Origin of the sequence: Citrobacter sp. Awk 2, assembly GCF_028069815.1 — a bacterium.
GTDB lineage: Bacteria > Pseudomonadota > Gammaproteobacteria > Enterobacterales > Enterobacteriaceae > Citrobacter.
Genome location: NZ_JANEWL010000018.1, coordinates 1 through 21,406, shown reverse-complemented (window position 1 = coordinate 21,406; position 21,406 = coordinate 1). Strand labels below are relative to the sequence as shown.

Here is a 21,406-nt window from a genome sequence, read left to right as displayed (position 1 = left end):
CTGTCATAAACGCGAAAGCGCATTTTCCGCTGGCGCACGCGCAACATAATGCCCCGGTCCCACTAACTGGAGTGAAACCGGGGGGATCTCTTCACCGCGTTTGCGGATATTACTGGGGATATCATCCGACAACAGCACGCGCTGTGGCCTTTGATACGATGGATCGGCAACCGGGACTGCCGCCATAAGTTTTCGCGTGTAGGGATGCTGTGGATTCTCAAACACCGCCCGTCGGGTGCCGATCTCAACAATCTGCCCCAGGTACATCACCGCCACGCGGTGACTAATACGCTCCACCACCGCCATATCGTGGGAAATAAACAGGTACGCAATACCCATTTCCCGCTGTAGGTCGAGCAACAGGTTAATAATTTGCCCGCGAATAGAGACATCCAGTGCCGAGACGGACTCATCGGCAATGATCACTTTTGGATTGAGCGCCAACGCCCGGGCTATACAGATACGTTGCCGCTGACCGCCGGAAAATTCGTGCGGATAGCGCCAGGCGTGCTCAGGTAGCAACCCGACACGCTCCAGCAACCACGCGACCCGTTTTGTCGCCGCATCGCCTTGTAACAAACCGTGCACCCGCAATGGCTCTAAGATGGAATATCCCACCGTCTGGCGGGGATCGAGCGACGCATAAGGGTCCTGGAAGATAAACTGGATATCCCGACGCAGCGGCTGCAACTTGCTGGCGGCCAGGGTATCAATGCGTTGTCCATTGAAGAAAATCTCCCCACGCTGGGACTCCACCAGACGCAACAATGCCCGCCCGGTCGTTGATTTACCGCAACCCGACTCGCCAACCAGTGAAAGCGTTTCGCCGGGCCAGAGATCAAAACTGACGTTTTCCACCGCATGCACCTCGCGGGTCACGCGATTTAGGATGCCGCTACGCAGGGGAAAACGTGTCACCAGGTTGCGAACCCGCAGAATCGGCTCTCCCTCAACCACCGTGTCCTGCTCGGTTTGAGGTTCAACATGATGAGGATTCTGCAGAGAAATAAGCGGGAAGCGTCGCGGAAGGTCGTGCCCGCGCATCTCCCCAAGTTGCGGCACAGCCGCCAACAGCGCTTGAGTGTAAGGATGCTGAGGAGCATGAAAAATTTGCTCAACGCTGCCCGTTTCGACCGCTTCACCCTGATACATCACCAGCACACGGTCAGCGATATCTGCCACCACCCCCATATCGTGGGTGATAAAAATGACCCCCATCGACATCTCTTGCTGCAGCACTTTTATCAGTTGCAGGATCTGCGCCTGAATAGTGACGTCCAGCGCCGTTGTCGGCTCATCAGCAATCAACACCGCCGGTCGGCATGATAGCGCCATGGCGATCATCACTCGCTGGCGCATTCCGCCGGAAAGCTGGTGTGGATAGCGCGATAAGATGGCCTTCGATTCGGGAATTCGAACCTGGTCAAGCATGCGCTTGGCTTCCACCATTGCCTCTTCGCGACTGGCCCCCTGGTGTAGACGAATGGACTCTGCGATCTGCTCGCCGACGGTAAACACCGGGTTAAGCGACGTCATCGGCTCCTGAAAAATCATCGCGATGTCAGCGCCGCGCACATGGCGCATCTGGGCTGCGCTTTGCTCGCCGAGTTCAATCACCTGCCGATTGCGCCGCCGTAGCAGCATCGCATCACAGCTTACCTCGCCGCCCGCCTGTTCAATCAGACGCATCAGCGACAAGGCCGTTACCGATTTTCCGGAACCGGATTCGCCAACAATCGCCAGCGTTTCACCACGTTTCAGGCGAAACGACAGATTTCGTACGGCGCTGATACGCTGCTGCTCTTGTTCGAAGGCGATATTCAGGTTGCTGACGGCCAGTACGTCACTGACATCAAGCTCATCACTGTGTGGCAACGCTATCTCCTTTTTCCCGATAAATACCGGTGGTTGGCGTATCGCCAGCGTATCCCCATGCGCGGTACATACCTTCGCTGTTAAACGGCAAAGCCACATTCCCTTCATGATCGATAGCAATTAATCCACCGCTGCCGCCCAGCGCCGGCAACTTTTCCATCACCACGCGCTCGCACGCCTCTGACAGACTCAGGCCGCCATAATCCATCAGCGCCGCAATGTCATAGGCCGCCAGCGCGCGAATGAATACTTCTCCGGTTCCCGTACATGAAACCGCAACGTTGGCATTGTTGGCATAGCAACCCGCGCCAACCAAAGGACTGTCGCCCACCCGCCCCGGTAATTTGTTGGTCATTCCGCCAGTCGAAGTCGCCGCAGCCAGATTGCCGAAAACATCCAGCGCCACCGCGCCGACGGTGCCCATTTTGTTGTTTTCGTCCAGCGGTGTGCCGCTATGATCAAGTACCGTTTTATCCTCAGCACGCGCCACCAGCAGTTGCGCATAGCGTTCAGGGGTAGAGAAAACATCAGCAGAAACGCGTTCCATGCCCTGTGAAATCGCAAAATTTTCCGCCCCTTCGCCAATCATCATGACGTGAGGACTGTGTTCCATCACCAGACGCGCCGCGAGGATCGGGTTACGTAGATGGCTGACTCCGGCAACAGCACCCGCTTGCAGGGTATTACCATCCATGACGCAGGCATCGAGTTCATGGGTTTCATCACGGGTATACACAGCACCAATTCCGGCGTTAAACAAGGGGCACTCTTCCAGTAGGCGCACAGCCTCAGTGACAACATCCAGCGCGCTACGGCCCGCTTCCAGCATACGTTGACCGGTTTCAACGATATCTGACAGTGCCTGTATATAACGCAACTCCTGCTCCTGGCTTAGCGCTGCGCGGGTTATTGCCCCTGCGCCGCCGTGAATTGCAATGACTGCTTTGCCCATTTTTTTTATCCATTAAGGTGGCAGGTAACGGGGTTATAAATATCAGAATTTCTGTGAGTTATTGATTCGATTTTTGAATATAGAAAGATGCAGACGTCATGTAAAGGTAAAGGCCCCTTCTACAGAGCCAATCCTATTAACCTACGGATAGCGGTGAAATAAGCGGCAGTTGTTCACGAATACGCCTGGCTTATTCCCGATGCGGTTAGATAAACTATTTCAGTAGCCCGGCAATATGTGTTTTTGCGTACCCGACAAAACGTTCAACCGACGGCATCGATTCGGCCCAATCCACGGTGGTTAACCCCAGATACTCCGAACGCGCAGCCTGCAGCATGGCGGCATGTTCAGCGGGCAATTGCGGTATCAACCAGGATGCAGCCGTCTCTTTAGCAACAATATTACCGGTCACGACGCTATACCAGATACGCGCCAACGTCAGGATAATATTGCGCTCATCCCCCTGTAAATCCGCCGGCTCGCGCCACAGTTCAAGAATATGACGAAAAGTCTGTAAGACATCGCGTACCGGGATAGCATGGAATAACGTCTCTGCACACTCACCAAATACCGAAATGCTGCACTGACGGGCTTGCGTCAGCAGAATAGTCAGATCAGGATCTGGCTGTGCGGGCTCATAAATTCCCGCACCAATATCATCACGCAGCCATTCACCAAATTGCATTTCTCTTGATGGTGGAAATCGCCACGGCACCAGTTGCGAATAGACCACGATAGTCACTTCCAGTGCCCGATAGCTATCGGCACTGTCCGGCGGTGCTGATATTTCCAGAAAACCCTGCATCAATTCTTTTCTTTGCTGCATATCCAGCGGTTGCCTGATGGTAACCAGCAAATCGATGTCGCTTTGGGGTTTTAATCCCCCTTCAACAGCAGATCCATACAAATGAATAGCAACCAGATTGCCCTCGATAATCCGTGCAATCAGCACTCTGGCGGCATTCACCTGTCGTCGAATTGAGTCCGGGATCGTATTCGTCATTTAGCCCCACGGCAAAAAAGAACGGAAATATTGAGTTTATACCGCATTTTTCCTGCAGCGTGACTCTCGGGTGTAAAACCTTCAGCAGATCGGATTCTAAGCCTGAGGTGGCATACTGTCCGCGTCCATTTTCTGACATAATAACCGGATTCGATTTTGCCCCGCAGGAGTCTTCACATGGAATTTACCGCCGGACTGATGCCGCTTGAAACGGCTCTCTCTCAGATGCTTTCGCGTATTACCCCGCTCACCGCCGTCGAAACGCTGCCACTGGTTCAATGCTTTGGCCGTATTCTGGCGACCGATATCGTCTCTCCCATTGATGTCCCTGGATTCGATAACTCGGCAATGGATGGTTATGCGGTGCGTTTGGCCGACCTGCAATCCGGCCAGCCGCTCTCCGTTGCAGGTAAAGCCTTTGCCGGCCAGCCTTTCCATGGTGAATGGCCTGCGGGAACCTGCATTAGAATTATGACCGGCGCCCCGGTACCTGCCGGTTGTGAAGCCGTCGTCATGCAGGAGCAGACAGAACAAACTGACGACGGTATTCGTTTTACCGCCGACGTCCGCAGAGGACAAAATATTCGTTTGCGCGGTGAAGATATCGCCAACGGCGCGGTGGTATTTCCGGCGGGAACACGCCTGACAACCGCAGAACTTCCGGTACTGGCCTCGTTGGGTATTGCGCAGGCACAGGTTGTGCGTAAAGTCCGCGTGGCGTTGTTCTCCACCGGTGATGAACTGCAACTGCCTGGTCAGCCGCTGGGCGACGGGCAGATTTATGATACCAATCGCCTGACCGTGCATCTGATGCTGCAACAGTTGGGCTGTGAAGTAATCAACTTAGGGATTATCCGCGACGATCCTAACGCGCTACGCGCCGCATTTATCGAAGCCGACAGCCAGGCCGATGTTGTCATCAGCTCCGGTGGCGTGTCGGTGGGTGAAGCAGACTACACCAAAACCATTCTGGAAGAGCTGGGAGAGATTGCCTTCTGGAAATTGGCCATCAAACCGGGTAAACCGTTCGCTTTCGGCAAATTAAGCAACAGCTGGTTTTGCGGCCTGCCAGGAAATCCGGTCTCCGCGGCACTCACGTTCTATCAACTGGTACAACCGTTGCTGGCGAAACTCAGCGGTAACACCGCTTGCGGACTGCCACCACGCCAGCGTGTGCGCACCGCATCACGCCTGAAGAAAACGCCTGGCCGTCTGGATTTTCAGCGCGGAGTATTACAGCGTACCGCAGAAGGCGAACTGGAAGTCACCACCACCGGACATCAGGGGTCGCATATTTTTAGCTCCTTTAGCCTGGGCAACTGCTTTATCGTGCTGGAGCGCGATCGCGGTAATGTCGAAGCAGGAGAATGGGTTGAGGTCGAGCCGTTTAACGCCCTGTTTGGAGGCCTGTAATGGCGGAACTCAGCGACCAGGAGATGATGCGCTATAACCGGCAAATCATTTTGCGCGGCTTCGATTTTGAAGGCCAGGAAGCGCTCAAGGAAGCGCGGGTACTGGTCGTGGGTCTGGGTGGGCTTGGTTGTGCTGCCACCCAGTATCTGGCGGGCGCTGGCGTCGGGCAGTTAACCCTGCTCGACTTTGACACCGTGTCCGTTTCAAACCTGCAACGCCAGACGCTGCATAGTGACGCAACCATTGGCCAACCCAAAGTAGAGTCGGCACGCGACGCACTGGCGCGGATTAATCCCTATATCGCCATTACGCCTGTGAATGCGCTTCTCGACGATACCGCGATTCATGCGCTGATCGCCGAACATGATTTGGTGCTGGACTGCACCGATAATGTCAGTATCCGCAATCAGCTTAATGCCGGCTGCTTCGCCGCAAAGATTCCACTGGTATCCGGCGCGGCAATCCGCATGGAAGGACAAATTACGGTCTTCACATACCAGGAGGGTGAGCCCTGCTATCGCTGCCTGAGTCGCCTGTTCGGTGAAAATGCCCTGACCTGTGTAGAAGCGGGTGTAATGGCTCCGCTCATCGGTGTGATAGGTTCACTTCAGGCGATGGAAGCCATTAAGCTGCTGGCAAACTACGGTAAACCGGCATCCGGTAAAATCGTGATGTATGACGCCATGACCTGTCAGTTTCGCGAAATGAAGCTGATGCGTAACCCAGGGTGTGAGGTTTGTAGTCGGTAAAAAAAGTCGGGTGGCGGCTTCGCCTTACCCGACCAACAACGGCCCGAACGCAGGCCGGGTAAGCGTTAGCGCCACCCGGCAACAGCATCAGAGAGACGTCCGCCCAAACGCGCTCTGCCAGTCGTGTTCAAACTTCGCCACGGCAGCATCAACAGCCGGGGAGCTAATCAACTGCTGTGCAACATCCAGCGGCAGCGTAATGGCTTCACAGCCTGCCAGCAGGCAGTCCAGCGCCTGGCGTGGGGTTTTAAAACTGGCGGCCAACACTTTGGCGTGAGGCGCATGCATTTTCAGTAAGCGCTGCAGAGAGTTCACCGTCTGGATGCCATCTCCACCCTGGGCATCCACGCGATTAACATAGGGTGCAATATACTCTGCGCCAGCCAGCGCGGCCAACAACCCCTGTGCCGCACCGTATACCGCCGTCCCCAATGTCGGGATACCCTCTTCCTTCAGCAACTTAATCGCCGCCAGACCTTCAGCTGTGACCGGCACTTTCACCACAATCTCAGGAATAATCGTCCGTAGCTTACGCGCATCGCTGACCATACCTTCCGCTGTCGTCGCCATTACCTGAGCAAACAGACGTCCTTGCCCTCCCATCGCTTCCTGCAATTGCGGCAGTAGCACGTCCAGCGTCTGCTTACCTGCCGCCACAATGCTCGGGTTGGTTGTCACCCCCGCCAGCGGAAAAATACGCGCCAGGGCCTTTACTGCGGCCACATCAGACGTATCCAAATAGAGTTCCATAACCTTTCCTCAAACGAATAATTAGCATGAATAAAAGGTAGCACGGCGAAACCTCACGGTTAGTTGACGCACGTCAATATAACTTTCATTCGAAAGTAATTTAATCTTTATACGAAAGAAAAGAGGCCGCTTATGATTTTTAATATTCAGCGCTATTCCACTCACGATGGCCCCGGTATTCGTACCGTGGTGTTTCTTAAAGGATGCTCACTGGGCTGCCGCTGGTGCCAGAATCCGGAAAGCCGCGCCCGCACGCAGGATCTGCTCTATGACGCGCGTTTGTGCCTCGAGGGTTGCGATCTGTGTGCGCAGGCTGCACCGGAAGTGGTTGAACGTGCGCTGAATGGCCTGCTTATTCACCGTGAAAAACTGACCGATGACGCTCTCACTGCGCTGACCGACTGCTGTCCGACTCAGGCGCTGACCGTCTGCGGAGAGATAAAAAGCGTGGAAGACATTATGGCAACCGTCCTGCGTGATAAACCGTTTTACGATCGCAGCGGCGGTGGAATCACCCTTTCCGGCGGCGAACCGTTTATGCAACCGACGTTAGCGTCAGAGCTATTCAAAGCCAGCCATAATGCAGGTATTCATACAGCGGTCGAAACCTGTCTGCATGTCCCATGGAAATATATTGCGCCTTCATTACCCCATATCGATCTGTTTCTTGCTGATTTAAAACATGTGGCTGACGCCCCGTTTAAACAGTGGACCGATGGGCGTGCCGCACGCGTGCTGGAAAATCTGAAAAAACTGGCCGCCGCGGGTAAAAAAATGATTATCCGCGTACCGCTGATTCAGGGATTCAATGCCAACGCAGCCGATATTCAGGCTATTACCGATTTTGCTGCCGACGAACTGCACGTCGATGAGATCCATTTTTTGCCCTATCACACGTTGGGCATCAACAAATACCTCTTACTCAATCAACCCTACAACGCCCCGGAAAAACCGCTTGATGCGCCTGCACTGCTCGAATTTGCCCAGCAGTACGCCAGCCTTAAAGGTTTAACCGCGACCCTACGAGGATAACCGCCATGACGACTCTGAAACTGGACACACTCAGCGACCGCATCAACGCGCATAAAACAGCACTGATCCACATCGTGAAGCCACCGGTTTGTACTGAACGCGCCCAGCACTATACCGAGATGTACCAGCAGCACCTGGATAAACCCATCCCGGTACGTCGTGCGCTGGCACTGGCTCATCACCTGGCGGAGCGCACTATCTGGATCAAACATGACGAGTTGATCATCGGCAACCAGGCAAGCGAAGTGCGCGCCGCCCCCATCTTCCCGGAATATACCGTGTCGTGGATCGAAAAAGAGATCGACGACCTCGCCGACAGACCGGGCGCAGGCTTCGCGGTAAGCGAGGAGAATAAACGCGTATTACACGAAGTGTGTCCGTGGTGGAGGGGTCAGACCGTTCAGGATCGCTGCTACGGGATGTTTACCGACGAGCAAAAAGGGCTGCTGGAAACCGGCATTATCAAAGCCGAGGGCAATATGACCTCCGGGGATGCGCACCTGGCGGTGAACTTCCCGCTGCTACTGGAAAAAGGGATTGATGGCCTGCGCCACAAAGTTGATGAGCGCCGTTCCCGCATCAATCTGACCCGCCTTGAAGATCTCCATGGCGAACAGTTCCTGAAAGCAATTGATATTGTGCTGGAGGCCGTCAGCCTGCACATTGAGCGTTTTGCCACGCTGGCACGTAAAATGGCGTCCACAGAAACTCGCGCCAGCCGTCGTGATGAACTGCTGACCATAGCGGAAAACTGCGAGACGATCGCCCACGAACCGCCAAAAACCTTCTGGCAGGCGCTGCAACTGTGCTATTTCATTCAGTTGATCCTGCAGATTGAGTCCAATGGTCACTCAGTATCGTTTGGCCGAATGGACCAATATCTCTATCCGTACTACCGTCGCGACGTTGAGCTGAACCAGAGCCTAGACCGCGAGCACGCCATTGAGCTGCTGCACAGCTGCTGGTTGAAGCTGCTGGAAGTGAACAAAATCCGCTCCGGCTCTCACTCGAAAGCCTCGGCGGGCAGCCCGTTGTATCAGAACGTCACCATTGGTGGTCAGAATCTGGTCAATGGTCAGGCGGTGGATGCCGTCAATCCACTTTCCTACGCCATTCTGGAGTCCTGCGGCCGCCTGCGTTCGACGCAACCCAATCTAAGCGTGCGTTATCACGCGGGAATGAGTAATGACTTCCTGGACGCCTGTGTACAGGTGATCCGCTGCGGCTTTGGCATGCCAGCATTCAATAACGATGAAATCGTTATCCCGGAATTTATCAAACTCGGCATTGAACCCGAGGATGCCTATGACTATGCGGCCATCGGTTGTATCGAAACCGCCGTGGGAGGCAAATGGGGCTACCGCTGCACGGGCATGAGCTTTATTAACTTTGCCCGCGTTATGCTGGCGGCGCTGGAAGGAGGTCGTGATGCCACCAGCGGCAAGGTGTTCCTGCCACAGGAAAAAGCGCTCTCAGCCGGTAATTTCAATAATTTCGATGAGGTGATGGATGCCTGGGATACGCAGATCCGCTACTACACGCGTAAATCTATTGAGATTGAATATGTCGTCGACACCATGCTGGAAGAGAACGTGCATGACATTCTGTGTTCCGCACTGGTAGACGATTGTATTGAGCGCGCGAAAAGCATTAAGCAAGGTGGCGCAAAATATGACTGGGTATCCGGATTACAGGTTGGGATTGCCAACCTCGGCAACAGTCTGGCTGCGGTGAAGAAACTGGTCTTTGAACAAGGAACAATCGGTCAGCAGCAACTGGCGGCCGCACTGGCCGACGATTTTGACGGTCTGACCCACGAGCAGTTGCGCCAGCGTTTAATCAACGGTGCACCAAAGTACGGTAACGACGACGACACTGTTGATACGCTGCTGGCTCGCGCTTATCAGACTTACATCGACGAACTTAAGCAGTATCATAATCCGCGCTACGGCCGCGGCCCGGTTGGCGGTAACTACTATGCCGGGACCTCTTCCATCTCCGCAAACGTACCCTTTGGCGCGGCAACCATGGCAACACCGGATGGACGTAAAGCACATACGCCGCTGGCGGAGGGTGCAAGCCCGGCTTCCGGTACTGACCACCTCGGCCCAACGGCGGTCATTGGCTCGGTAGGTAAACTGCCGACCGGTTCGATTCTCGGCGGCGTACTGCTCAATCAGAAGCTGAATCCGGCCACGCTGGAAAATGAATCTGATAAACAGAAGCTGATTTTCCTGCTGCGGACTTTCTTTGAAGAGCACAAAGGCTGGCATATTCAGTACAACATCGTGTCTCGTGAAACGTTGCTGGACGCGAAAAAACACCCGGATCAGTATCGTGACCTGGTGGTGCGTGTCGCAGGCTATTCCGCTTTCTTCACTGCGCTGTCTCCGGATGCGCAGGACGATATCATCGCCCGTACTGAACATATGCTGTAACTCCCCCGCCCGGTGGCGCTGCGCTTACCGGGCCTACTCCTCTCTCCGTAGGCCGGGTAAGGCAAAGCCGCCACCCGGCTTTCTGACTTTCATTCGAAATTAAATTTGTGCTTCAGGTCACATTGTTATTAGAATATTTCTGGTCGCAGTTATGAGCCAGGAGCCAGTATGACCATCAACGTTATCGTCACTGATATGGACGGAACGTTTCTCGACGACGCCAAAAAGTACGATCGCGTACGATTTATGGCGCAGTATCAGGAACTGAAAAAACGCAACATTGAATTTGTCGTGGCCAGCGGCAACCAGTATTACCAGCTCATCTCTTTTTTCCCGGAACTCAAAGATGAGATCTCTTTTGTCGCCGAGAACGGTGCATTGGTGTTTGAACATGGTAAACAGCTGTTTCACGGCGAACTGACTCGCCATGAATCGCAAGTTGTCATTGGTGAACTGCTAAAAGATAAACAGCTCAACTTTGTGGCTTGTGGGCTGCAAAGCGCTTACGTTAGCGAAAATGCGCCGGAGTCCTTTGTGGCGTTGATGTCAAAACACTACCATCGCCTGAAGCCCGTAAAGGATTATCAGGATATCGACGATGTGCTGTTCAAGTTCTCGCTAAATTTACCAGACCAGCAAATCCCGCTGGTTATCGATCACCTGCATACTGCTCTCGACGGTATTATGAAACCCGTCACCAGCGGCTTTGGGTTTATCGATCTGATTATTCCAGGTTTACATAAAGCCAACGGTATCAGCCGCCTGCTAAAACGCTGGAACCTGTCACCACAAAACGTCGTCGCCATCGGCGACAGTGGCAACGATGCGGAAATGTTGAAAATGGCGCACTACTCTTTCGCCATGGCCAATGCAGCCGAGAACATCAAATTTATTGCCCGTTATCAGACCGACGATAATAACCATCAAGGTGCACTGAACGTGATTCAGGCCGTGCTGGATAACACCTCCCCTTTCAACGTCTGATCCTGCCGACCGGAGTACCTGCTCCGGTTCTCACCGTTTTTGCATTTCGTGCACGCCATCAAGTTTTTAAACTTGCATTAACTTATTTTTAACTTATATTGCATTTGTAAGTTAAATAAGTTTCAAATGAAAGTTATGCGAGGTGGTTATGGCTTTTACTTTTACCAGCAACACATTGCCCGCCGACCACAAAGCGGCAATCCGTCAGATGAAGCAGCAGCTGCGGGCACAGCTCGGGGACGTCCAGTTGATTTTCAATCAGCTTAGTGAGGGCATTGCCAGCCGTGTGGCGGAAATCAACGACCTTAAAGCGCAAGGTTCCGCGGTCTGGCCGGTGTTGTCATATGCCGATATCAAAGCAGGTCGCGTGAGTGCAGAGCAGCGTGAAGACATTAAGCGTCGCGGTTGTGCTGTTATTAAAGGCCATTTCCCTCGCGAACAGGCTTTGGGCTGGGATCAATCGATGCTGGACTATCTGGATCGCAATCACTTTGATGAACGCTATAAGGGACCAGGGGATAATTTCTTCGGTACCCTGAGCGCATCGCGTCCAGAGATCTATCCGATCTACTGGTCACAGGCGCAAATGCAGGCCCGTCAGAGTGAGGAGATGGCGAATGCACAGTCCTTTCTCAATCGCTTATGGACGTTTGAAAGTGACGGTAAGCAGTGGTTTAACCCGGATGTCAGCGTCATTTATCCTGACCGTATTCGCCGCCGCCCGCCAGGAACCACCTCAAAAGGGCTGGGCGCACACACCGACTCCGGAGCACTGGAGCGCTGGCTGCTTCCGGCTTATCAGCGTGTTTTCGCCAATGTCTTTAACGGCAAGCTGGCAGAGTACGATCCGTGGCATGCTGCACATCGCACCGATGTTGAAGAGTACACGGTAGATAACACCACGAAGTGCTCAGTGTTTCGGACTTTCCAGGGTTGGACTGCACTGTCCGATATGCTGCCAGGCCAGGGGCTACTGCATGTTGTTCCTATTCCGGAAGCGATGGCTTATGTGCTGTTGCGTCCCCTGCTGGACGATGTCCCGGATGATGAACTGTGTGGCGTCGCGCCAGGCAGAGTATTGCCGGTGTCAGAACAGTGGCACCCGTTACTGATAGAAGCGTTAACCAGCATTCCACAACTGGAGGCCGGAGATTCAGTGTGGTGGCATTGTGATGTCATTCACGCCGTTGCGCCGGTAGAAAATCAACAGGGCTGGGGTAATGTGATGTACATCCCTGCCGCACCGATGTGTGAGAAGAATCTGGCCTACGCCCATAAAGTGAAGGCGGCCCTGGAAAAAGGCGCGTCGCCGGGTGATTTCCCGCGTGAGGATTATGAAACAAACTGGGAAGGCCGCTTTACACTGGAGGATCTGAATATCCACGGTAAGCGCGCGCTGGGGATTATCTAATTTGTAATAACCCCAATTCCCCCTAAGTATTTCGCGTTACAGGTGCAGCCAACACACCTGTAACGCGCATAAAGACGGAAACGTTATTCGACGCCTTTAGTCCGCAGATAATCTTCGTAGTTCCCGGTGAAGTCGATCACGCGTTCCGGCGTAATTTCAATCACACGGGTTGCCAGCGAACTGACGAACTCACGGTCGTGAGAAACAAAAATCAGCGTACCCTGATACATTTCCAGCGCCATGTTCAGCGATTCGATTGATTCCATATCCAGGTGGTTGGTTGGTTCATCCATAACCAGGATATTCGGTTTCTGCATCATCAGCTTGCCAAACAACATGCGCCCTTTTTCACCACCGGAGAGCACCTTGGCAGGCTTCTTGATGTCATCCTGACTGAACAGCAGACGACCGAGGAAGCTGCGCACAACCTGCTCATCGTCGCCTTCCTGTTTCCACTGGCTCATCCACTCGAATACGGTCAGATCGTTTTCAAACTCATATTCGTGATCCTGCGCGTAGTAACCGACCTGGGCATTTTCAGACCACTTAACGGTACCGTTGTCCGGCTGCAAATCGCCAACCAACGTTTTCAGCATGGTGGATTTACCCACGCCGTTGGCACCAATGATGGCAACCTTCTCTCCCACTTCCAGCAGCAGATTAAAGTTTTTAAACAGCGGGCCTTCCTCGAATCCTTTAGTCAGGGCTTCCACTTCCAGCGCGTTACGGAACAGTTTCTTATCCTGTTCGAAGCGGATGAACGGGTTCTGACGGCTGGAGGCTTTCACTTCGTCGAGCTTAATCTTATCGATCTGACGCGCGCGCGAGGTCGCCTGTCGAGATTTAGATGCGTTGGCGCTAAAGCGGCTGACGAAGGATTGCAGATCGGCAATCTGCGCTTTTTTCTTGGCGTTATCAGCCAGCAGACGCTCACGAGCTTGAGTCGCCGCCGTCATGTATTCGTCGTAGTTGCCCGGATAAACGCGCAGTTCGCCGTAGTCCAGATCCGCCATATGCGTACAGACCATGTTCAGGAAGTGACGGTCGTGCGAAATGATGATCATGGTGCTGTCACGCTCGTTCAGCGTCTGCTCCAGCCAGCGGATAGTGTCGATATCCAGGTTGTTCGTTGGTTCGTCGAGCAGCAGAATGTCCGGGTTAGAGAACAGCGCCTGTGCCAGAAGGACACGCAGTTTCCAGCCGGGTGCGACTTCGCTCATCGGGCCGTAATGCTGTTCTACCGGAATACCGACGCCCAGCAGCAGTTCACCCGCACGGGCTTCCGCAGAGTAGCCGTCCATTTCACCATACTGAACTTCGAGGTCAGCCACTTTATAGCCATCTTCTTCGCTCATCTCGGCCAGGCCGTAGATACGGTCGCGTTCCTGCTTCACTTCCCACAGTTCAGCGTGACCCATAATAACGGTGTCGAGAACAGTGAACTCTTCAAAGGCGAACTGATCCTGACGCAGCTTACCGATGCGCTCGTTCGGATCGAGTGAAACGTTACCCAGCGTCGGTTCGAGGTCGCCGCCGAGAATTTTCATAAATGTGGATTTACCGCTACCGTTCGCGCCAATCAGGCCGTAACGATTGCCGCCGCCAAATTTGACGGAAATATTTTCAAACAGCGGCTTACTGCCGAACTGCATAGTGACGTTGCTGGAAACTAACACTGGCGTATCCTGAAAAGAGAAAGAAATATGTGACAAACCGCTTATTATGCCATAAGTCTGCAATAAGATCGCGCCGTTCATGCTGCACAGATAAAGTGAAAGCAAAAGGAAAAAAGTGTGATTTAGTACACATCCGAATTCCTTGTTGCTCAGAATGCACATATAATGCGTGCCCAACACTACATAAATCTCAACCCACTAGCCTGCTTGGCTTCAGAATCTCGCAAAAATGAATATGAAATTGACAACGCTTTTCGCGGCGGCGCTCGCGGTAGTTGGTTTTTGTAACACTGCTTCAGCCGTCACGTACCCGCTGCCTACCGATGGTAGTCGTTTAATTGGCCAAAACCAGGTTATCACCATTCCTGAAGGCAACACCCAGCCGCTGGAATACTATGCGGCAGAGTACCAGATGGGTCTGTCCAACATGCTGGAAGCTAACCCAGGTGTGGATACCTTCCTGCCAAAAGGCGGCACCGTACTGAACATTCCTCAGCAGCTGATCCTGCCGGATACCGTGCATGAAGGTATTGTGATTAACAGCGCCGAAATGCGTCTGTACTACTACCCGAAAGGTACCAACACCGTCATCGTTCTGCCGATCGGTATCGGCCAGTTAGGTAAAGACACCCCTATCAACTGGACCACCAAAGTTGAACGTAAGAAAGCGGGCCCAACCTGGACGCCAACCGCTAAAATGCATGCGGAATACCGTGCTGCGGGCGAACCGCTGCCAGCCGTTGTTCCGGCAGGTCCGGATAACCCGATGGGTCTGTACGCGCTGTATATCGGCCGTCTGTATGCTATCCACGGTACCAACGCTAACTTCGGCGTCGGCTTACGCGTCAGCCATGGCTGCGTGCGTCTGCGTAACGATGACATCAAATTCCTGTTTGAAAACGTGCCGGTCGGTACGCGCGTCCAGTTTATCGATGAGCCAGTGAAAGCCACCACTGAACCAGACGGTAGCCGTTACATTGAGGTACATAACCCACTGTCTACCACTGAAGCGCAGTTCGAAGGCGGCGAAATCGTACCGATTACGCTGAACAAGAGCATTACCAGCATCACCGGTCAGTCTGACGTCGATCAGGCCGTCGTTGAGCAGGCGGTACAGAACCGCTCAGGTATGCCGGTTCGTCTGAACTAAGCACATACCTGAAACGAAAAAGGCGGATGAATTATCCGCCTTTTTTATTGCCTCAATGCCGCTTTCACAGTAATAACAACAAACCATACCCCACCAGCGCCGCCCATATCAGCATCGGCACCGAATACAGATGAAAACGCCACCAGATACGTCGGTCATTCGCCATGCGTAAAGCAATCAGATTCGCCAGAGACCCCGGCAACAGGCCGAACCCGCCGATATTAACCGCCCATGCCAACAATAGCGTCGGTGGAACATAGTTGAGCAACAAAATAGTGCTGGGAACGTTACTGATAAACTGCGATAAGCCGATTGCCGTCAACCAGAGCGCCGGTGCTGAAAGCGTGCCAATCTGACTCGTTACTCCATGTAACGCTGGTAACTGCGTTAGCAAATGCACATCAATAAACATCGCCATAAATACCAGCAGCAATGTCCAGTCCACGCTTAAAATCACACGACGAGCCAATATCATGAATCCAGCCGCCACAATCGCCAGGCCCCACAGCTCAAGCTTGAGCTCCAGTGCCATCAGGAAGACGATATACAGCGCCAGGCAGCTCCACACCAACCGAGGCTGCCAGTCAGGTGCGCGCGTACCGCTATGATAGTGCAGCGTTTTATGTGGGAAACTGAACCAGCACAGCACCACCAACGTCAGCATCATGGCCCCCGCAAGCGGCGCCATTTGCCAGGTAAACGCAGTAAATGACAGGCCAGAGCGCCCCCACATCAGAATGTTCTGCGGGTTACCTATCGGTGTCAGCAGAGAGCCTGCGTTCACCGCCAGCGCCTCAAAAATAATGAGGCGGTTTACCGGGATGGCACACAGTTTTTTCAGGGTAATGGTAAGGGGAACAACAATAAATAAGGCGACATCGTTGGTCAGAAAGGTCGACAGCAGCGCCGCCGCCAGCACCATAAATATCGCTAGCTGACGCTCCGTGTGGAAGCGGCGGGTCATCTTGCGCCCTAATACATCAAAGTAACCGCTTAGCTCCACGCCTTTGGTTAGCAGCATCAGGCCGCTTAGTGTAATAATTGTGTGCCAGTCAATTGCCCCAGGCCAGGTGCGGGGTGTAAATGGCACAAACAGGCTCAGAACAACCCCGATGAGGATTAACAGCTGGAAAAAACGATCGCGCTGTAAGGCGCGAAGAAAAGGAAAACTCATTCAGAGCCTGTTCCTTGCTGTTGCGTAAACCGACTAAAAGCCTCCAGCGTTTCCTTACTGACATGATGCTCCATTCCCTCCGCATCGCGACGGGCAATCTCCGGGCTGATACCTAATATCAGCAGGAAATTTTCCACAATCTGATGGCGTTCCCGGCTCTCCTGCGCCAGACGCTCACCTTCAGCAGTTAAAAACACCCCACGCCAGGGGATCATTTCAATCAACCCAACGGAGGCAAGGCGCTTAAGCATTTTGGCAACCGTCGGCTGGGAAACCCCAAGACGGGCGGCCATATCCACCTGCCGCGCCTCCCCCACCTCGATAATGAGATCGGAAATCAGCTCTACGTAGTCATCAATCAGCTCACGGCGATGTGCCTCGCGGACCTGACGAAATCCTTCAACGTGTTCTTCGACATTCACCAATTGCGTCACTTTTTTTGTTGTTGGCATACCTGCGCGACGACTCATTCTGCTTCCTCGTTCCTGTGACGCGTTAACAGCATCTGATTAGAGAACGCTCATTGTAAACCAGAGTTGCGCGGGCACAAAAAATTAACGTTTTAGCAATAGCTATATAATATAGCCTGTGCTATATCTGTATATAATAAAGACATCCCTCAAGGACTGATGGGATCGTGAAGTCAGGAGGTTTATATGAATGAATTTAAGAGGTGTATACGCGTGTTTAGCCACTCTCCCTTTAAAGTACGGTTGATGCTGATCTCAATGCTGTGTGACATGATTAACGGCAAACCAGAGCAGGATAAACCCTCAGCAAAATAATGCGGCGTCGCGGTACGCCGCTTCATTTTTTTGTCGTAACCTGATTACGGTGATCGGTTTCGTCCAAATAACCCTTCTTTTTATCTGTTTTGCAGTTGCCCTCTCAAAACAATTTCTTTGTAGTAGTTGACCTTCTCATGCACACACTCTATCTTTTCGCAGCCCTGCATATATTGCGGCTCGCGGATGCGGACCCATTCCCTCTTCTCGCTCTCTCAGGCAGGCATGACCCTTTGCGCCAGGGGTAGCACATGGCGTTTTTGCAACAGTGGCATATGAATTTAACCCTCAAAGATTCACTTATTGCTCGTAGCCGGGCTATTAGTCCGTGGACTGGCTTTTATTTTTTACAGTCTCTGCTGATCAACCTCGCGCTGGGCTACCCACTAAGCCTTCTTTATAGCGTTGCCTTTACCTGTGTATTGATGCTGTTGTGGCGTACTGCGCCGCGCGCGCAAAAAACGCTGATTGGCATCTGTTCACTGATTGCAGCGATGTATTTCCCATTCGGCCAGGCTTACGGCTCGCCAAACTTCAATACGTTGTTGGCGCTGCACTCGACTAACATGGAAGAGTCGACCGAAATCCTGACCATCTTCCCCTGGTACAATTACCTGGTTGGCGTGTTTATTTTTGCGCTCGGCGTTATCGCCGTACGGCGTAAAAAAGACGAGCAGAAACGTCGCTGGAACAAGTACGACAGCCTGTGTTTGCTGTTTAGCATCGTTGCATTCTTTGTTACTCCGGTACAAAACCTGGCATGGGGCGGCGTTTTCAAGTTAAAAGATACCGGTTACCCGGTTTTCCGCTTTGCCAAGGACGTTATCGTCAACAATAACGAAGTGCTCGACGAGCAAGAGCGCATGGCAAAGCTGTCGAGCGTGAAAGACAGCTGGACAGTCACCGGAGTGAAGCCGAAATATCACACCTATGTTGTGGTCATCGGTGAAAGTGCCCGACGCGATGCGTTAGGCGCGTTTGGCGGTCACTGGGATAACACGCCGTTTTCCAGCACCGTTAATGGCTACATTTTTACTGATTACATTGCTGCCAGCGGCTCCACGCAAAAATCGCTCGGCTTAACGCTAAACCGGGTCGTCGATAATAAGCCTCAGTTCCAGGATAACTTTGTCACGCTGGCCAACCGCGCGGGGTTCCAGACGTGGTGGTTTTCCAATCAGGGGCAGATCGGTGAATACGATACGGCAATAGCCAGCATCGCGAAACGGGCCGATGAAGTGCACTTCCTGAAAAACGGTGACTTCGAAGCCGATAAAAACACCCGTGATGAAGCCTTGTTGAAAATGACCGCTCAGGTGCTGGCCACCGAACGCACCCAGCCGCAACTGATTGTGCTGCATTTAATGGGTTCTCACCCGCAGGCCTGCGATCGTACTCAAGGGAAATATGACACGTTCGTCCAGTCGAAAGAGACCTCCTGTTATCTGTACACCATGACGCAAACCGACGATCTGCTGCGCCAGCTTTACGAGCAGTTGCGTAACAGCGGCAGTAGCTTCTCCATGGTCTATTTCTCCGATCATGGCCTCGCCTTTAAAGAGCGTGGAAAAGAGGTGCAGTACCTTGCCCATGACGACCAGTTCCAGCAGAACTTCCAGGTCCCCTTTATGGTACTGTCCAGCGATGACAAAGCGCATCGGGTGATTAAAGCCCGCCGCTCGGCGAATGATTTCCTGAGTTTTTTCTCACAGTGGACGGGGATCAGCGCGAAGGAAATTACCAACAGCTACCGCTTTATCTCTGAGAAAAAAGCCGGGCCAGTGTATATCACCAACTTTAAATTGCAGAAGGTGGACTACAACCATTTGGGCACTGATATCTTCGAGACCAAATAGTCCCCTTCCAGGCCGGATAAGGCATTTAGCCGCTATCCGGCACGAAATAATGTCTGATGCGCTGCGCTTATCAGGCCTGCAACGACACGCCTTCCTGTATTACAGGCAAAAAAAATCCGCCCCAGAAGGCGGATTTTTTATATCACCGAAGTGATTAGAAGCGGTAACCAACACCCGCGATCCAGGTACCTACGTCAACGCTACGAATACGGCTCTGCTCGTAAGAGAAGTCCAGAGCAACGTTTTCGATCGGGTTGAACTGCACACCGGCACCGTAAGAGAAACCGTAGTCGCTGGTGTCGTGTTTGTCAGCAGGCGTTGCTGCATCCTGGAATTTACCGTAGCCAACACCTACAACACCGTAGACGCTTGCCCAGTCATTCAGACGGTAAGCAGGACCTGCAGTGATGCCGTAGTATTGGGTTTTGTTGTAATCGCCAAACGAGTCGGTACGATCTTTTTCAGTGTAAGTGAAGGAACCGATCACGCCCAGCGGGCTGTTGTCCTGCTCATAACGATACTTCAGGTTGAAACCGTTCATTTTGTTCGCTGCGCCCTGAGCATCGCTCTGAGCGTAACCACCCGTAACGGTAGAAGTAGCAGCTACAGCGGTACCTGCGGAGAAAGCCAGAACAGCGGCCAGTGCTGAAAGACATGCAATTTTTTTCATAACCACCTCAAATGTGCTTCAAGTAAATCTTAAGTTTTAAATATACCAAAAACTGATGGGAAACTCTTTGCGATTCGCGATGTCTAACGGAGCTTTTCATGTAACAGAACATTTCAGAAACCCGCTATCTCTTTCAATTAACATCACTTTTCTAATGATTTATGCCATTATTGCGCGCACAACACGGCACATTCATCCAGATGATTCCTAATCGCGCAGATTATTAATCCATCGTTTTCATGCCATTGTACGGATCTCAGTAATTTTTTTTTCAACGAATACTCAACCAGCCGAGCGTATTTCCATTACACTCGCTGTTTTACTTTTCTATACACAAACTCACGCGCAACGCAGCAAATCTGCGGCGTCCTGTGGGGAAGGTGTGTAACCATCATTTGACAGGAGAAAGGATGCCGGGGTCGTCACGTAAAGCGCCAGTCTGGTTGCCTATTTTGGTTTTGCTGATAGCTATGTCCTCTATTCAAAGCGGCGCATCGCTGGCGAAATCGCTGTTCCCTCTCGTCGGTGCGCCAGGCGTTACTGCCCTGCGCCTCGCGCTGGGAACGCTCATCCTTATTGCATTCTTTAAACCCTGGCGTTTACGTTTTGCCAAAGCGCAACGTCTTCCCCTGCTGTTTTATGGTTTGTCTCTGGGTGGGATGAACTATCTCTTTTACCTGTCAATTCAGACTGTACCGCTGGGTATTGCCGTAGCACTGGAGTTTACCGGCCCGCTTGCAGTGGCGTTATTTTCCTCCCGACGCCCGGTAGATTTTATTTGGGTTGCTCTGGCCGTACTCGGACTTTGGTTCCTGCTGCCGTTAGGTCAGGACGTTTCTCACGTTGATTTAACCGGTGCCGCGCTGGCATTGGGGGCTGGTGCCTGCTGGGCTATCTATATTCTTACCGGGCAACGCGCAGGCGCAGAACATGGTCCGGCAACGGTCGCAGTAGGTTCATTAATCGCAGCGCTGGTTTTTGTGCCGATTGGCGTCATTCAGGCAGGTGATGCGCTGTGGCACTGGTCTATTCTCCCGTTGGGCTTAGCGGTAGCGGTCCTCTCAACTGCGCTTCCCTATTCGCTGGAAATGATCGCATTAACGCGACTGCCTACACGTACCTTTGGGACACTGATGAGTATGGAGCCTGCACTGGCGGCGGTGTCTGGGATGATTTTCCTCGGTGAAACGCTGACGTTTATCCAGACGCTGGCTCTGGGCGCGATTATTGCTGCGTCAATGGGCTCTACGCTCACCATCCGCAAAGACCCGCAAATTAAGCAAGTTGACGTGAATTAACCTGCCAATATTCTGCATGGTTTGCATAATCATGCAGAATATCTTGTTATCTATCCCCACTATTATTATCGCCCTTTACTTCCCCGTTGAAGCACGCTATTTATGCTGAGGCATAGCATTAACACAATAATAACATTCCATTGCACCAAAATAACTTATCATATTGATTTATAATCATATTTTATATTTT

At 52.6% G+C, this 21,406-nt stretch carries 18 protein-coding genes; 10 read left to right on the top strand and 8 right to left on the bottom strand.

Features of this window, described 5'->3' with window-relative positions:
- Positions 1-3: 3 nt before the first annotated feature.
- The 3 genes from gsiA to NNO02_RS07225 form a co-directional block, all read right to left on the bottom strand.
- A complete protein-coding gene (gsiA, locus tag NNO02_RS07235) occupies positions 4-1,875 on the bottom strand; it encodes a glutathione ABC transporter ATP-binding protein GsiA (protein ID WP_271440613.1) in 1,872 nt (623 codons plus the stop codon).
- Positions 1,862-2,827 (bottom strand): beta-aspartyl-peptidase, encoded by a 966-nt coding sequence (gene iaaA / locus NNO02_RS07230; RefSeq protein WP_271454498.1) that lies wholly within the window; start codon positions 2,825-2,827, stop codon positions 1,862-1,864. The genes gsiA and iaaA overlap by 14 nt, the downstream gene beginning before the upstream one ends.
- Positions 2,828-3,041: 214 nt before the next feature.
- On the bottom strand, positions 3,042-3,830 hold the full coding sequence (locus NNO02_RS07225) for an aminoglycoside adenylyltransferase family protein (protein ID WP_271454497.1): 789 nt from the start codon (positions 3,828-3,830) through the stop codon (positions 3,042-3,044).
- A gap of 177 nt (positions 3,831-4,007) precedes the next feature.
- Between NNO02_RS07225 and moeA the strand changes: the two genes are divergently transcribed.
- Positions 4,008-5,243 carry a molybdopterin molybdotransferase MoeA gene (gene moeA / locus NNO02_RS07220; protein WP_271440610.1) on the top strand — a complete coding sequence of 412 codons (1,236 nt, stop codon included), beginning with the start codon at positions 4,008-4,010 and terminating at the stop codon, positions 5,241-5,243.
- The gene (gene moeB / locus NNO02_RS07215) at positions 5,243-5,992 is read left to right on the top strand and encodes a molybdopterin-synthase adenylyltransferase MoeB (RefSeq protein ID WP_271440609.1); all 750 of its coding nucleotides are present in this window, start codon (positions 5,243-5,245) and stop codon (positions 5,990-5,992) included. Before moeA ends, moeB begins: the two co-directional genes overlap by 1 nt.
- 87 nt (positions 5,993-6,079) lie before the next feature.
- Here moeB and fsa read toward each other — a convergent pair whose 3' ends face one another.
- Positions 6,080-6,742 carry a fructose-6-phosphate aldolase gene (fsa, locus tag NNO02_RS07210; RefSeq protein ID WP_271454496.1) on the bottom strand — a complete coding sequence of 221 codons (663 nt, stop codon included), beginning with the start codon at positions 6,740-6,742 and terminating at the stop codon, positions 6,080-6,082.
- Positions 6,743-6,874: 132 nt separating this feature from the next.
- Here fsa and NNO02_RS07205 point away from each other — a divergent pair, with 132 nt between their 5' ends.
- The 4 genes from NNO02_RS07205 (at position 6,875) to NNO02_RS07190 (ending at position 12,607) form a co-directional block, all read left to right on the top strand.
- Complete coding sequence (locus NNO02_RS07205) at positions 6,875-7,774, top strand: glycyl-radical enzyme activating protein (RefSeq protein ID WP_271454495.1); 900 nt, start codon at positions 6,875-6,877, stop codon at positions 7,772-7,774.
- A gap of 5 nt (positions 7,775-7,779) precedes the next feature.
- A complete protein-coding gene (locus NNO02_RS07200) occupies positions 7,780-10,212 on the top strand; it encodes a glycyl radical protein (protein ID WP_271454494.1) in 2,433 nt (810 codons plus the stop codon).
- Between the two features lie 168 nt (positions 10,213-10,380).
- Positions 10,381-11,196 carry a Cof-type HAD-IIB family hydrolase gene (locus tag NNO02_RS07195; RefSeq protein ID WP_271440605.1) on the top strand — a complete coding sequence of 272 codons (816 nt, stop codon included), beginning with the start codon at positions 10,381-10,383 and terminating at the stop codon, positions 11,194-11,196.
- Positions 11,197-11,344: 148 nt separating this feature from the next.
- A complete protein-coding gene (locus tag NNO02_RS07190; protein ID WP_271454493.1) occupies positions 11,345-12,607 on the top strand; it encodes a DUF1479 domain-containing protein in 1,263 nt (420 codons plus the stop codon).
- Positions 12,608-12,690: 83 nt separating this feature from the next.
- Here NNO02_RS07190 and NNO02_RS07185 read toward each other — a convergent pair whose 3' ends face one another.
- Positions 12,691-14,283 carry an ABC-F family ATPase gene (locus tag NNO02_RS07185; RefSeq protein WP_137384314.1) on the bottom strand — a complete coding sequence of 531 codons (1,593 nt, stop codon included), beginning with the start codon at positions 14,281-14,283 and terminating at the stop codon, positions 12,691-12,693.
- 229 nt (positions 14,284-14,512) lie between these two features.
- Between NNO02_RS07185 and ldtB the strand changes: the two genes are divergently transcribed.
- Positions 14,513-15,433, top strand: coding sequence for a L,D-transpeptidase (ldtB, locus tag NNO02_RS07180; protein WP_126318723.1), 921 nt, complete (start codon positions 14,513-14,515; stop codon positions 15,431-15,433).
- 64 nt (positions 15,434-15,497) lie between these two features.
- Here the strand turns inward: ldtB and NNO02_RS07175 are convergent, their stop codons facing one another.
- Positions 15,498-16,607, bottom strand: a complete 1,110-nt coding sequence (locus NNO02_RS07175; protein ID WP_271454492.1) for an anion transporter — start codon at positions 16,605-16,607, stop codon at positions 15,498-15,500.
- Positions 16,604-17,077, bottom strand: a complete 474-nt coding sequence (gene mntR / locus NNO02_RS07170; RefSeq protein WP_271454491.1) for a manganese-binding transcriptional regulator MntR — start codon at positions 17,075-17,077, stop codon at positions 16,604-16,606. The genes NNO02_RS07175 and mntR overlap by 4 nt, the downstream gene beginning before the upstream one ends.
- Positions 17,078-17,263: 186 nt before the next feature.
- Between mntR and mntS the strand changes: the two genes are divergently transcribed.
- Together mntS and NNO02_RS07160 are read left to right on the top strand one after the other, a co-directional pair.
- Positions 17,264-17,392, top strand: a complete 129-nt coding sequence (gene mntS / locus NNO02_RS07165; RefSeq protein WP_137384317.1) for a manganase accumulation protein MntS — start codon at positions 17,264-17,266, stop codon at positions 17,390-17,392.
- Between the two features lie 275 nt (positions 17,393-17,667).
- Positions 17,668-19,248 (top strand): phosphoethanolamine transferase, encoded by a 1,581-nt coding sequence (locus NNO02_RS07160; protein WP_271449738.1) that lies wholly within the window; start codon positions 17,668-17,670, stop codon positions 19,246-19,248.
- A 154-nt stretch (positions 19,249-19,402) separates the two neighbouring features.
- Here the strand turns inward: NNO02_RS07160 and ompX are convergent, their stop codons facing one another.
- The gene (gene ompX / locus NNO02_RS07155) at positions 19,403-19,918 is read right to left on the bottom strand and encodes an outer membrane protein OmpX (RefSeq protein WP_048212190.1); all 516 of its coding nucleotides are present in this window, start codon (positions 19,916-19,918) and stop codon (positions 19,403-19,405) included.
- A gap of 410 nt (positions 19,919-20,328) precedes the next feature.
- Here ompX and rhtA point away from each other — a divergent pair, with 410 nt between their 5' ends.
- A complete protein-coding gene (gene rhtA, locus NNO02_RS07150) occupies positions 20,329-21,216 on the top strand; it encodes a threonine/homoserine exporter RhtA (RefSeq protein ID WP_271454490.1) in 888 nt (295 codons plus the stop codon).
- Positions 21,217-21,406 lie beyond the last annotated feature (190 nt).